Source organism: Actinacidiphila sp. bgisy144, assembly GCF_057708105.1.
In genome coordinates this window covers 64456-77871 of record NZ_JBYIRM010000012.1, presented here as the reverse complement: position 1 = coordinate 77871, position 13416 = coordinate 64456, and the positions used below count along the sequence as shown (strand labels likewise).

The 13416-nt window shown below is 75.1% G+C and carries 9 protein-coding genes; 4 read left to right on the top strand and 5 right to left on the bottom strand.

The window, feature by feature from the left end; genetic code table 11:
• Position 1: 1 nt before the first annotated feature.
• The 4 genes from AC3EVP_RS16080 to AC3EVP_RS16065 form a co-directional block, all read right to left on the bottom strand.
• On the bottom strand, positions 2-2503 hold the full coding sequence (locus AC3EVP_RS16080; RefSeq protein WP_435130637.1) for a hypothetical protein: 2502 nt from the start codon (positions 2501-2503) through the stop codon (positions 2-4).
• 261 nt (positions 2504-2764) lie between these two features.
• The gene (locus tag AC3EVP_RS16075; protein WP_435130635.1) at positions 2765-3016 is read right to left on the bottom strand and encodes a hypothetical protein; all 252 of its coding nucleotides are present in this window, start codon (positions 3014-3016) and stop codon (positions 2765-2767) included.
• 200 nt (positions 3017-3216) lie between these two features.
• A complete protein-coding gene (locus tag AC3EVP_RS16070) occupies positions 3217-4311 on the bottom strand; it encodes an NAD(P)/FAD-dependent oxidoreductase (RefSeq protein WP_435130633.1) in 1095 nt (364 codons plus the stop codon).
• Between the two features lie 120 nt (positions 4312-4431).
• The gene (locus AC3EVP_RS16065; protein WP_435130631.1) at positions 4432-5280 is read right to left on the bottom strand and encodes a DUF3626 domain-containing protein; all 849 of its coding nucleotides are present in this window, start codon (positions 5278-5280) and stop codon (positions 4432-4434) included.
• 247 nt (positions 5281-5527) lie between these two features.
• Between AC3EVP_RS16065 and AC3EVP_RS16060 the strand changes: the two genes are divergently transcribed.
• Entirely contained in the window at positions 5528-5935 is a 408-nt protein-coding gene (locus AC3EVP_RS16060) for a RidA family protein (RefSeq protein WP_335972277.1), read from the top strand.
• 75 nt (positions 5936-6010) lie between these two features.
• On the opposite strand, the gene AC3EVP_RS16055 is transcribed toward AC3EVP_RS16060, so the two are convergent.
• On the bottom strand, positions 6011-9346 hold the full coding sequence (locus AC3EVP_RS16055) for a lectin (protein WP_435130629.1): 3336 nt from the start codon (positions 9344-9346) through the stop codon (positions 6011-6013).
• Between the two features lie 493 nt (positions 9347-9839).
• Here AC3EVP_RS16055 and tdh point away from each other — a divergent pair, with 493 nt between their 5' ends.
• The 3 genes from tdh to AC3EVP_RS16040 all read left to right on the top strand — a co-directional run bounded on the left by tdh (position 9840) and on the right by AC3EVP_RS16040 (position 13117).
• Positions 9840-10868 (top strand): L-threonine 3-dehydrogenase, encoded by a 1029-nt coding sequence (tdh, locus tag AC3EVP_RS16050; RefSeq protein WP_435130627.1) that lies wholly within the window; start codon positions 9840-9842, stop codon positions 10866-10868.
• Positions 10869-10980: 112 nt separating this feature from the next.
• Positions 10981-12192 (top strand): glycine C-acetyltransferase, encoded by a 1212-nt coding sequence (locus AC3EVP_RS16045; RefSeq protein WP_435130625.1) that lies wholly within the window; start codon positions 10981-10983, stop codon positions 12190-12192.
• Between the two features lie 4 nt (positions 12193-12196).
• The gene (locus tag AC3EVP_RS16040; protein WP_435130623.1) at positions 12197-13117 is read left to right on the top strand and encodes a LysR family transcriptional regulator; all 921 of its coding nucleotides are present in this window, start codon (positions 12197-12199) and stop codon (positions 13115-13117) included.
• Positions 13118-13416: the final 299 nt, after the last annotated feature.

The window sequence follows — 13416 nt, the reverse complement described above, 5'->3', positions numbered from 1 at the left end:
CTCACTCCCAGCCGGCCGGTCCCGAGCAGCGCGCCGGCCAGCTGCGCACCCGGCCCTTGCTGCCGGACGGCACACCCTCGTCCAGCGCCTCGGCGAGCGCGCGCAGCGCGGCCCGGTCCAGCTCCGGCGCCGAACCGGACGCGGGCCCCGACGCGTCCCGCAGCAGCACCACGTCCGAGCCGCGCACCTCGCGCACCCCGAGCACCCGGAAGGTGGTGCCCGGGGCGAAGAGCACCTCGTCCGCGCCTTCCCCCTCGCTGCCGCGGGAGCGCTCCAGGTGCACCCGCCGGCCGCTCTCCGACCAGATCGCGTACCGGGTCGTCTCCGACGGGCCCCGCAGGTTGACCGTCAGCGCGCTGACCGGGCCGGGCGCGCGCAGCTGCCGGCCCGCGGCCGTCCGCTCCGGCGCCAGCGCGTCACCGCTCCGGAACACCGGCCCCTCGTACGGCCGCATGCGCCCCAGCCCCGACGCGAGGCAGGCGGCGTAGGGCAGCACGCCCCGGTCGCCCGCGCGCAGGGCGGCCGTCAGCGCCTGGTGGCCGAGCGGGCCGTCCGACGTGGTCAGGTAGAGGTGGACGGCCAGCACGTCCACGGGGTTCGGCGCCCACTCGGCCATCTCCCCGGTGAGCGCGGGGCCGAGCATCCGCTCGACCGCCTTCTCCTGCTTGCGCCAGACCTCCGGCGGCACCATCGCCCGGAAGGCGTCCCGCTCGGCCGCGGAACTGCGGTGCCCCAGCCCGATGGAGCGCACCGGCCGCGGCATCGACGGCGGTACGAAGGCGGGCGGCTTCGTGCCGCGCGCCTTGGCCGCGGGGCCGTCGGCGCCGAGGACGTCCTGCCCCGGCAGCGGCGGCATCTCAGGTGCCGCGGCGGCCGCCGGGCGGGGCTCCGGCCGCTCCGGCACGGCGGTCGCCGGCTGGACCGGCGCCGCGGGTACGGGAGCGGGCTGGGCCGGCGGCGCCGGCACTGCGGTGCGGGCCGCCTCGACGGCCGGCGCGGGCGCGGCGGTTCGCGGGCCGGGTGCCGCCGCGGCGGCCGGCGGCGGGGCGCCGAGCACGGGCGGGGGCGCGTCGTGCGGCGCAACCGGTGCCTTGGGCGCCGCACCGCGCGCGGCGGCCGGCGGCAGGGACGTGCGGGCGACCGGCAGGCGCGGGGCCTGCTGCGGGGGCTTGGTCCGCAGCCGCTTGACGCCGAACTCCGTGAGCAGCCGACTGAGTTCGCGGGCCTGCTCGGTGCCGCAGTCGCCGTACAGGTGGAGCACGGCGCGTTCGCGCACCTCGGGGCTGAGCGCGGCCAGGAGGGTGCGCAGGGCGGGCAGCGCCTCCGGGCCGATCGGCCGGCCCGGGGTGCCCATCTCGATCGCGGGCGCGTCGGCGTCCACCGGGCGCTCGGCGAGCGCGGGCGCGCTGCCGCTGACCCGGGTGACCCGCAGCCCGGCCCGGGTCACCGCGACCTGCCAGGAGTCCGACAGCCGCAGCACCCCGGTGCGCGCGGTGCCGATGCCCCGCAGCGGGGGCTGCCAGCGCAGCAGCAGGGGCGGCCGGGGCGGGCCGTCGCCGCGCGGGCGGCACACGACCGCCTCGACGAAGGGCCGCCACGCGGGCGTGCCGTCCCGCCCGATCAGCACGGTGCGCACCTGGTGGGTGTCGCCGTCGGGGGTCAGGTTGTCGGTCATCAGGGGCGCGCCGGTCAGCACCTCCACGTCGACGGCGAAGGTGTCGGCGGCCAGTTGCGCGGCCTGGAGCAGGTCGCTGTTGCCGCCCGGCGCGAGCCGCACCGCCGGGCGCAGCGGCGGCGGCAGCAGCGCCAGGGCGCCGACCACGTCATGGGCGGTCAGCTCCACCTCGTCGCCCGGCGCCCCCACCAGCACCACCGGCCGGTCCGGACCGACCGGCACCGCGAACGCCAGGTCGCCCGGCAGCGGCGGCGGCGCGTCCAGCGGGCGTACGGCCAGCCCGGCCGGAATCCGGTGCACCACGGTCTCGCCGGTCACGCTCCCGGCCAGCCGGTCCAGCTCCGCCTGCCAGGACGGCGCCGGCAACTGCCGCCCCATCGACCGCGGTTCGCTCCCGGGGGCGAACCGCCACCAGCCGCGGCCGGGGTCCGCGGCGCCCTCGCCGGGCTCGGCCGGACGGCCCGGCACGAACAGCGACCCGCCCGGGACCAGCAGCGCCGCGCCGTCCGGCGCGATCACCCGTACACCCCACCGCTCGACGATCCGGCGCGCCACGGCCGGCCGGCCCCCGCGCGCCACCGCGGCGTACGACAGCACCAGCAGCACTTCGTGGAAGGAGCCGGGCCGCTGGCCGTCGAGCACCTCCTCCAGGCCCGTCCAGGCCCGGTCGCTCTCGGTGCCGACCACGATGGTGATCGTGGTGCCGTCCTGCACGGCCATGGCGTAGCCGAGTTCGGCCACCGACATCGGGTCGAGGGCGGGCTCGCCCGCGGTACGCACCACGTGGACGCCGTCGATCTCCTCGACATGGATGGCGTCCGGGTCCACCGCGTCCGCCCCGCCTGCCGCGCCGGGACCGCTACCGGGTGCCGCGCCCGCCCCGGCCCGCTCTCCCCGGCCCTCGTCCGCCCCCCGGCCCGAGCGTGCGCCGATCCACCGTCTCACCAACCGTCACCGCATCCTGCTCGCCGACATGTACCCATTACCCGACCATCACGTGATTTCCGCACAGTAACGCAGCCGGGTGACATCCTGCCGCCACCCAGGCCACACCCGCCGCAACAGCCGGACACCCCTCACCGTCACCGGTCACCCCCCGTCGGGTCCCTCGGCGGCGCCGGGCGGTCGGTCTCCCGCGTGCTTCAGCACCACGAACCCCGGCCTCCCCCTGGAGGTGTTGGCGGCGGGCGCTTTGCCGCGCCGGTCGGCGTCGTCCAGTGTGCCGTACGCGGTGCCGCCGGTGCGCATCCCGCCGAGCAGCGCGCCCGTGGGGGCGGGTCGCACCGGCCGGCCGGCCGGCAGCGCCGCCGTGACCGGCCGTGTTCCGTGCAAGCGTGCCATTCCTCCCCCTCGCGCCTCGGCAGCGGGTTGCACCGGGCCCGCAGCCGTCCCCCCGGTCCGGCGCCGTGCCCGTCGCGGGATGATCCTACCAACGCGGGCCCGGGCGGCTGCCGGACAACTGGCGCCGCGGGACCGGCCGTTGGCTGCGCCGGCACGCAGGCCCGCCGCTGGTCAGGCGGCGCTCGCCGGCATGCGGCGCCTCACGCGTCGGGAGCGGCGGCCGGCGGCGGCAGGTGGAGCCCGTGCGCGGCGGTGCCCAGCACCCGGCGCGCCACCTCGGCCTCGGACGCCGGCCCGAACACGGCGTCGTCCGCGGCCGTACGGGGCCGCGCCCGCCCGGCCGCCGCGCGCTCGGCTCCCGCAGTGACCAGGTCCATGGTGATCGCCGCCGCCGCGGCGACTCCCGCGGCCGCGGCCGCCGCGACGTTCGCGACCAGGTCGCTGACGTTGCCCGCCGCCCAGATCCCGGGCACACCGGTGAACCCGGCGGCGTCGACCGCGAGTTGGCGTCCCACGCCCATCGGGTGGTCCCGCAGCGCAAGGCCCAGGCCGTCCAGGAACGACGCCCGCGCCGCGAGGTAGGGCATGACCGCCAGATGGCGCACCGGCACCACCGGGCCCGAGGCGAGCCGCACCCCCGACAGGCGGTCCTCCCCGTCGATCCGCAACCCCGCCACGGGGCCGTCGACCACCGCGACGCCGAGCCCGGCCAGCTGCTCCCACTGCGCGTCGGACAGTTCGGTACCCGGGTCCCGGAACAGCGTGACGTCGTCCGACATCTGGCGGAACATCAGCGCCTGGTGGAAGGCGCCCAGCACGCCGATCGCGGTGTCGCGGACCTCCCAGCCGTGGCAGTACACGCAGTGGTGGACGTCACGGCCCCACCGCTCGGCCAGCCCCGGCACGTCCGGGAGTTCGTCGACCAGCCCGGTGGCCACCAGCAGCCGCCGCGCCCGCACCCGCGCGCCCTCGGCCCGGACGTCGAATCCGTCGCCGTCGCGCACGATCCGCGTCACCCGGCCCGCGACGACCCGGCCGCCGTACGAGGCGACCTCCGCGCGGCCGGTGCGCAGCAGCTCCAGCGGGGAGACCCCCTCGCGGCCGAGCAGGCCGTGCACGCCGGTCCGCTCGGCCGGGGCGTTGCGCGGCTCGCCGGAGTCGACCACCAGGACCGACCGGCGCACCCGGGCGAGGGTCAGTGCCGCCGACAGGCCGGCCGCGCCGCCGCCGACCACCACCACGTCCCAGCCGGTGCCGTCGACGCCGGCCACCTCTGCCATCCGTTCTTCGCTCATGCGCCCACCGTCCGCCCGCCGCGGTGCCAGGGGCAAAGGTGCGTGCCGAAACGGCAAAAAGGCGCCGAGGGATGCCGCCCCGTGCGCCCGTACGGACGCCGCCGGTGCCGGGCGCGCGGGTCAGGGCGCGGGCGGCGCCCCGAACCGGGCGAGGCAGTGCCAGACCTTCTTCAGGTCCTGCGGGTCGTGCTCGCCGCTCGCGGCCGCCGCCGCGATGACCGACGGGTCCAGCCGCCCGCCGACCGCGATCCGCGCGCCCAGCGCCACGAACCGCGGCCCCCGGAAGTCCGGGTGGCGCCGCAGTTCCGCCACCGTCAGCCGGAAGCCGGCGTGCCACTGAAGCGGGCACGGCAGCGCCCGGGCCAGCTCCTCCACCTCGGTGCCCCGGTAGCAGGAGTCCAGCACCAGCGCCTCGACGTCCCGCGCCAGCAGCACCGGGCCGTGCACGTGCGCCTCCACGTAGTCGTCGAGGGCGTCCCGGCGGTCCGTCGCGGCCAGCGCCACCAGCGCCATCCGCTCCGCGACCCCGAAGTCCGCGGGGTCGGTGGAGCTGTCGGGGTAGCAGAACGTGGCGCGCGCCAGGACGCCTGCGGACAGCCGGAAGTGCGCCGAGCCGAAGCGCGGGGCGCCGCCGGTGGTGCGCCCGCGGAAGTCCAGCGCGCCGTACACGGGCCGCTGCTCGGCCGGCGCCTCGTCGTACGCCCCGCCGAAGATCCGGCTCTCCCAGTGCCAGCGGTCACCGCCACGGTACGCGGTGAGGCCGCCGTTGCCGGTGCCCGTGGCGAACTGCGAGCGGTAGACGCCGTCGGCGGCCAGCCCGGACAGGATGTGCCGGCCCTGGTGCACCCGGTCCGGGTGGAAGTTGAGCGTCACCCGCAGCCGCGGGTCGACCGGGCCGCCCGCCGAGCGCGCCGCGACATGCCGCAGGGCCCGCTGCGCGGGCAGGTACGGCGGGTGGCTGGTCGTCATGCCGGTAGTGTGCCGGGGCGGTGCGGGCCGGACGCAACCGGATTCACCGCCCGCGCCCACCGGCGGGAGCGCCCCCGCCAGGGGTGCGGCATCTCTCGGCGGCCTGCTCCAGCGGCAGTTCGAGGTCGAGGGCGCGGCCCGGGCCGCAGCCCGTCCGCCCCCGCCGCACCGCCGCCCCCGCCGCGCCCGGCCGTACGCCGCGGGAAACCAGGTGCGCGCGGCGGGCGGCTTCGCCAGACTCGCGGCCATGCCTGCGAAGATCACCCGCCTCAACCCCGACCGGCTCCACCCGACCCCCGGCTACCACCACGTCACCGTGGCCGAAGCCGGCCGTACCGCCTACCTCGCCGGGCAGTGCCCGCTCGCCCCCGACGGCTCACTGGTCGGCGCCGGCTCCCTGGACGCCCAGGTCGACCAGGTCGCCGCCAACGCGCTGACCGCGCTCGCGGCCGTCGGCGCCCGGCCCCAGGACGTCGTCCGGTCCGTCGTCTACGTGTGCGCCGAACAGGCCGACGCCCTCGGCGCCGCCTGGCGGCGCCTGACCGCTTCCGCGCTCGGCCCGGCCTTCACCACCGCGAGCACCCTCCTCGGCGTCACCCGCCTCGGCTTCGCCGGACAACTGGTCGAGGTCGACCTGACCGCCGCGCTCCCCTGACCCCTGGGTGCCCCCGGCACGGCCCGGGCGCGCTCCTGGTGGGAGCGCGCCCGGGGGGTTGGAGGAGGGGAAGGGCTACTTCGCGAAGGTGAGGGCGAAGAGGTGGACCGTGCCGGACGCGGAGGTGACCGGCAGGGTGACGGAGGCGACGGTCTTGGCGGCGTCTATGGGGACCTTGACCGAGAAGACATACGCCTTCACGGTGTCCTTGCCGCCGCTGCCGGTGTCGCGGTAGTCGGTGGTGACAGCGGTGGTGTCGCCGGCGACCGGCTTGGTGCCGCCGCCGTTGAGGGTCCAGTCGGAGAAGGCGACCGACGCCTTCGTGGTGCTGCCGTCGGTGTAGGTGACCGTCAGGTCGCCGGGCACGCCGCTGCCGTCGGTGGGGGCGTTGGCGGCCGCGCCGAGCAGCCCGAGGTAGGCGCCCTGCGTGCCGGCCGGCTCCGGCAGGGTCTGGCCGGCCACCTCCAGGTTGTCCGGCTGCCCGGAGGCGATGGTCGGCCAGGTGTAGTCGAGCCCGTCGGCGCTGACCGTCGAGCCGCTGGTCACCCCGTTCGCGGCGAGCGCGTCCTGCGAGTACGCCCAGCCGCCGTCGTCGAACCCGCCGGAGAAGTGCGTGCCGTCGGGGTAGACGCCCTCGTTCGTCTCGTAGGGCCACAGCTCCCCGGGCGCCGCGACCGACACCCGCAGGGACGCGCTCGTCAGGGCCGCGCCGCTGCCGTGGTCGGTCACCGCGAACGCCACGGCGTAGGTGCCTTCCTTGTCACCCGCGCTCACCGCGACCTTCGCCTGCGCGCTGCCGCCCGCCGGCACCGTGACGGTGCCCGAGGACGCGCCGAGAGTGACACCCGAGGGCGCGGAGGCACTCCAGTCGGCGGTGACCGCCTTGTCGCCGAGGTTGGTCAGCTGGAGGGTGGCGTCACCCGACCCGCCCGGCGCGACGATCAGCCCGTCGCTGCTCGGCCCGGTCGCCGCCAGCACCCGGCCGCCGCCGGTGGTGTCGGACGGCGGGACGTCGGCGGCCGCCGCGCCCCAGGAGGTGTTCGCCTTGGTGCCCAGCGTGTAGTCCAGGGTGCCGGCCTGCGCGAACTGCCCGAAGGTCAGCCACGACTTCTGCCACGCCTTGCCCTTGACGTCCAGCGACTGCACGTACGGCGCGTCGGTCGCGGCCTGGGGCGCGTCGATCGTGACCTGCCGGCCGCCGACGGTGACCTTCGCGACCGGGAAGACCGGGCTGCCCAGCACCAGCGTGTCGGTGCCCGGGGTCTCCGGGTACATCCCCAGCGACGACCACACGTACCAGGAGCTCATCGCGCCCAGGTCGTCGTTGCCGAACGACCCGACCGGCGCGTTGAAGTAGAGGTCCTGCTGCGCGGTGCGCACGGCCGCCTGCGTCTTCCACGGCTGGCCCAGGTAGTTGTACTCCCAGGGGATCTCCAGGCTCGGCTCGTTGCTCAGATCGGCGTTGGTGCCCGACGGGTTCGCGATGTCGCTGAGCAGGCTGTCCAGGTACGACCCGTACGCCGCGGTGCCGCCGCGCGCGGTGGCCAGCTGCTCGATGTTGAACGGCACCATCGGGGTGTACTGCGCCGAGGTGCCCTCCACGAACCCGTTCGAGGTGCCCGGGGTGAAGCCGCCGGCGAACTGCCCGTCGGAGTTCTTCGCCTGGAGGTAGCCGGTCTGCGGGTTGAAGACGTTCATCCAGTCCTGCGCCCGGGTGGCGAACTTCGTGTAGTCCGCGGTCTTGCCCAGCGACTTGGCGAACGACGCGAGCGCGTAGTCCGCGCTGTCGTACTCCAGCTGGGTCGAGACCGGGCCGTAGAAGTTGCAGCAGGAGTACGTGCCGTCCAGCGGCAGGTAGCCCTTCGCGTCGCGCACCGCCTCGCCGGGGCGGTCCTGGTTGGGCACGGTCGCCTCGTGCTCCATCGCCGACAGCGCGTGCGCGGTGTCGAAGTTGCGCACCCCGAAGGCGTAGGCGTCGGCGATGATCGCGGTGCCCGGGTCGCCGACCATGACGTAGCTCTCGCCGTTGTTCGACGCCCACTTGGGCAGCAGACCGGTCTGGTCGTAGCCGTTGAGCATCGAGGTGACGATGTCACCGGTCTGCTGGGGCGCGACCATCGCCATCAGCTGCGTCTGGGAGCGGTAGGTGTCCCAGCCGGAGTAGTTGGCGTACTGCGCCTGCTGGCCCTTGGCGAGGGCGTGGACCTGGTCGTCCATGCCCATGTACTGGCCGTTGTCGTCGGAGAAGACGTTCGGGTGCAGCAGCGCGTGGTAGAGCGCGGTGTAGAACTGCACCTGCTGGTCGTGGGTGCCGCCGCCGATCCGCACCTTGTCCAGGACCTTGTTCCACGCGGTGTGGTTGGCCTGCCGCATGGCGTCGAAGTTCCAGCCCTTGACCTCGGATTTGAGGTTGGAGGCGGCGTTGTCGTCGCTGGTGTAGGAGATGCCGACGGCCGCGGTCACCGTGGCGGCGCGCGCGGTGTCGAAAGTGAGGTACATGCCGTTGGCGCCGGTCACGGGGGCGTCCGCGGCGGAGGCGGCGGAGGTGGCGCCCTTGGTCGACGCCGTGCCCTTCGCGGCGGACGAGGAGGTGGCGCTGCCGCTGGGGTGGACCTTGGGCGCGGTGGTGCCCGGCACCGTGAAGTGCTGCTCGTGCAGCGGCGTGTTCGCGTGGGTGGCGAGCTTCTGCTCCGGCCGCCCCTCGCTCAGCTTCGTGGCGTCGGCGTTGATGGTGCTGCCCACCCAGGTGCCGCTGGCGGTGAACGGGTGGTCGAAGGTGATGTCGAAGTGCAGCGTGTAGCGGTTGGCGGCGCCGCAGAAGTGGCCGCTGTCGACCGACCCGCTCACCTCGTGGTCGCTGACCACCTTCACCCGGGTGCCGTCCACCTGCGAGGCGCCGCTGCTCAGCTTCAGCAGCAGGTTCGACTGGGTCGAGCCGGCCGGGAAGGTGAAGCGGCCCAGACCCGCGCGCGTGGTGTCCGTCAGCTCGGTCTTGATCCCGCTCGCGTCGGTGACGCCGTAGTAGCCGACGCCGGTCTGCTCGTCGTCGTGGCTGAACTGGGCCGAGGTGTTCGACAGGTTGCCCGACAGGGCGCCGGTGACCGGCAGGATCGGTACGTCGCCGGCGACGTCGCAGCCGGGGCCGGAGACGTGCGTCAGGCTGTAGCCCGAGATCTTGCTGTCCTTGTACTCGTAGCCGCCGCCCTGCGTCCGGTCGGGCGTGGTGTCCGGGCTCCACTGCATCATGCCGAACGGCGTGTCCGGGCCGGGGAAGGTGTTGACCGCGCCCGAGGTGCCGATCAGCGGGTTGATCAACGCCGCCGGGTCCGCGACGAGTTGCGGACCGGACGCCGCCTGGGCGCCGGCCAGGGACTGGAACGGGAGCGCCGCGATGCCCAGGAGGGACACCACGGCGAGGCGATGACGGAATCTGCTGGTGAAACGGGGCCCGTCGGGGCGCCGTCGTCTGACCATCGGTTGCCTCCGCGATACGTGCGTCACACAGGGGTGTGCCAGGGACTGGCGTCCTCGATCGACAGCGGCGTCGTGGGTCCGACAAACTGACAACGTTGCCAATCTGCACGAGGCACGAGTAGAGCGCGGACCCTGATGGCCTGTCAATGACCTCGCGCCGATCTTCACTTGCGTCGCTCGCACCACCCGCGCCTCCCCGGGGGCGCTCGCCCGGGGAGCGGGCGGCGGCCGCCGGCAGCCGCGCCCGCGCGTCGACGGCCGGCCGGGCGGCCGCACAGTGCGGCGGGCCGATCATGAAGCCCAGCTTCGGGCGGGCTTAAGAAACCCTCGATGGACCCGGCGCCGGGTCGGGGGAACAGTGGGAGCGCCACCGCGGCCGCGCCGCGCCGATGGCGCCCCCGCAACCTTTTTTGAGGCTCAGGAGTCCGCCGTGAAAGCACTGGTCAAAGCAAAGGCGGAGCCCGGTCTGTGGCTCACGGACGTGCCCGAGCCCGTGCTCGGCGCGGGCGAGGTGCTGATCAGGGTGCTGCGCACCGGCATCTGCGGCACCGACCTGCACATCCGCGCGTACGACGGGTGGGCGCGGCAGGCGGTGCGCACCCCGCTGGTGCTCGGCCACGAGTTCGTCGGGGACGTCGTCGAGGTGGCGCCGGGGGTGAGCGGCATCGCCCCGGGCGACCGGGTCAGCGGCGAAGGGCACCTGGTGTGCGGCGCCTGCCGCAACTGCCTGGCCGGGCGGCGGCACCTGTGCCGCTCCACCGTGGGCCTGGGCATCGGCCGGGACGGCGCCTTCGCCGAGTACGTCACGCTGCCGGCGGCCAACGTCTGGGTGCACCGCACCCCGGTGGACCCCGATGTCGCCGCGATCTTCGACCCGTTCGGCAACGCGGTGCACACCGCGCTGTCCTTCCCGCTGGTCGGCGAGGACGTGCTGATCACCGGCGCCGGCCCGATCGGCATCATGGCCGCGGCCGTCGCCCGGCACGCCGGGGCCCGCCACGTGGTCATCACCGACGTCAGCCCCTACCGGCTGGAACTGGCCCGGCAGGTCGGGGTGAGCCTGGCGGTGGACGTGCGCACCTCCAGCGTGGAGGAGGGGCAGCGCGCCCTCGGGCTGCGCGAGGGCTTCGACGTGGGCCTGGAGATGTCCGGCCGCCCCGAGGCGCTGCGGACGATGGTGGGGAACATGACGCACGGCGGCAAGATCGCCCTGCTCGGCCTGCCCACCGAGCAGTTCCCGGTCGACTTCGCCCGCATCGTCACCTCGATGATCACCCTCAAGGGGATCTACGGGCGGGAGATGTACGAGACCTGGTACGCGATGTCCGTGCTGCTGGAGGGCGGCCTCGACCTCGGCCCGGTGATCACCGGCCGCTACCCGTACCAGGACTTCGACGAGGCGTTCGACGAGGCGGCGAGCGGCCGCTGCGGCAAGGTCATCCTCGACTGGACCGCCTGACCCCTCGATACACCCGTTCCCTTACGCCTGTTGCCGTACGTCCGTTGCGGCGCGCCCGTTCTCTTACACCTGTTGCCTTACGTCCGCTGCCGTACGCCCCGAGGAGACCCCCGTGTTCGACTCCGTCCGCGCCGACCTGCGCGCCACCCTCGACGAGATCCGCGCCGCGGGCCTGCACAAGCCCGAACGCGTCATCGGCACCCCGCAGAGCGCCACGGTCGACGTCACCGCCGGCGGCCGCCCGGGCGAGGTGCTCAACTTCTGCGCCAACAACTACCTGGGCCTGGCCGACCACCCCGACGTGGTGGCCGCCGCCAAGGACGCCCTGGACCGCTGGGGCTACGGCATGGCCTCCGTCCGCTTCATCTGCGGCACCCAGGAGGTGCACAAGGAGCTGGAGGCACGGCTGTCGCAGTTCCTCGGCGCCGAGGACACGATCCTGTACAGCTCCTGCTTCGACGCCAACGGCGGCGTCTTCGAGACGCTGCTCGACGAGCACGACGCGGTGATCTCCGACGCCCTCAACCACGCCAGCATCATCGACGGCATCCGGCTGTCCAAGGCCCGCCGGCTGCGCTACGCCAACCGCGACATGGCCGAGCTGGAGCAGCGGCTGAAGGAGGCCGACGGCGCGCGCCGCAAACTCATCGTCACCGACGGCGTGTTCTCCATGGACGGCTACGTGGCGCCGCTGGACGAGATCTGCGACCTCGCCGACCGCTACGGCGCGATGGTCATGGTCGACGACTCGCACGCCGTCGGCTTCGTCGGCCCCGGCGGCCGCGGCACCCCCGAACTGCACGGCGTCACCGACCGGATCGACATCCTCACCGGCACCCTCGGCAAGGCGCTCGGCGGCGCCTCCGGCGGCTATGTCGCCGCCCGCGCCGAGATCGTGGCGCTGCTGCGCCAGCGCTCCCGCCCCTACCTGTTCTCCAACTCCCTCGCCCCGGTCATCGCGGCGGCCTCCCTGAAGGTGCTCGACCTGCTCCAGGACGACTCGCCGGCCGGCCCCGGGCCCCGGCTGCGGGCCCGGCTCCAGGAGAACACCGCGCTGTTCCGGGCCCGGATGACCCAGGAGGGCTTCGACCTCGCGCCCGGCGACCACCCGATCGTGCCGGTCATGATCGGCGACGCCGAGCGCGCCGGACAGCTCGCCGACCTGCTCCTGGAGCACTCCGTCTACGCGATCGGGTTCTCCTACCCCGTGGTACCGCACGGCAGGGCCCGGATCAGGGTGCAGCTGTCCGCGGCGCACTCCGCGCAGGACGTCGAGCGCGCGGTCACCGCGTTCGTGGCCGCCCGGGCGGCCCTGGCAGGATGACCAGGTGATCGACACGCGCCGACTGCGTACCCTGCGGGCCGTGGCGGACCACCGTACGGTGACCGCCGCGGCCGCCGCGCTGTACCTGACGCCCTCGGCGGTCTCCCAGCAGCTCGCGGCGCTGGAGGCCGAGGTCGGCCACCAGCTGCTGGTGCGCGACGGGCGCGGGGTCCGGCTGACCGCGGCGGGGGAGATCCTCGTCACGCACAGCAGCACCGTGCTGGCCCAGCTGGAGCGGGCCGAGGCCGAACTCGCCGCCTACGCCGGCGGCGCGGCCGGCACCGTCACCGTGGCGTCCTTCGCCACCGGCATCGCCACCGTGCTCGCCGGGGCGATGGCCGCGCTGGCCGGCTCGTCGCCGGGCATACGGGTCCGGGTGCGCGACGCGGAGGGCGACGAGAGCCTGGCGATGGTGCTGGACGGCCACGCGGACGTGGCGGTCGCCGTGGAGTACCGCGGCGCGCCCCGCGACGACGACCGCCGGCTGTCCCGGGTCGCGCTGTACGCGGAGCCCTTCGACGCGGTGCTGCCGCGCGGCCACCGCCTCGGCGGCTGCGAACGGGTCCGGGTGGAGGACCTCGCCGACGAGAACTGGGTCAGCCCCTACCCGGGCAACCCCTGCCACGACGTGGTCACCCTCGCCTGCGAACTGGCCGGCTTCCAGCCGCGCGTGGCGCACTCCTCCGACGACTTCCGGGCGGTGGCCGCCCTGGTCGGCGTCGGCGCCGGGGTCGCCCTGGTGCCGCGCTCCGCGCTGCGCGGCGTCCACCTGCCCGACGTCCAGGTCCGCCCGGTCGCCGGCAGCCCCGCCACCCGGCGCGTCTTCGCCGCCGTACGCCGCGGCGCCGAGGACCACCCCCTGATCCGCCCGGTGCTGGCCGCCCTGCGCGAAGCCGCCACCCACCTGCGCCCCGACCCCGCCTGACCGCCTGCCCCTGGGCCGTGTCCGACCGATCCCGCCCCCATGGCCAGGGGGCATGGGGGTGCCCCCAGCCGGCGGGGCCTGGCACACGCGCTCTCCCCTTGCCTTCGGCGTGAGGGGCCCCAGCGTTGCCGGTCGTCGGCGCGACCCGCTGCGCTCTGTTCCCCCCGGGGCTTCGCCGGGGAGGGACCCCCACCCTCCGCCTTGCGATCGGGGGACACCTCCCATGCCCGAGGCCATGGGGGAGCACCAGCCCCGTCGGCCCCCGTCCCTTGGGCGGGACGACGCTCTGTGCCAGACAC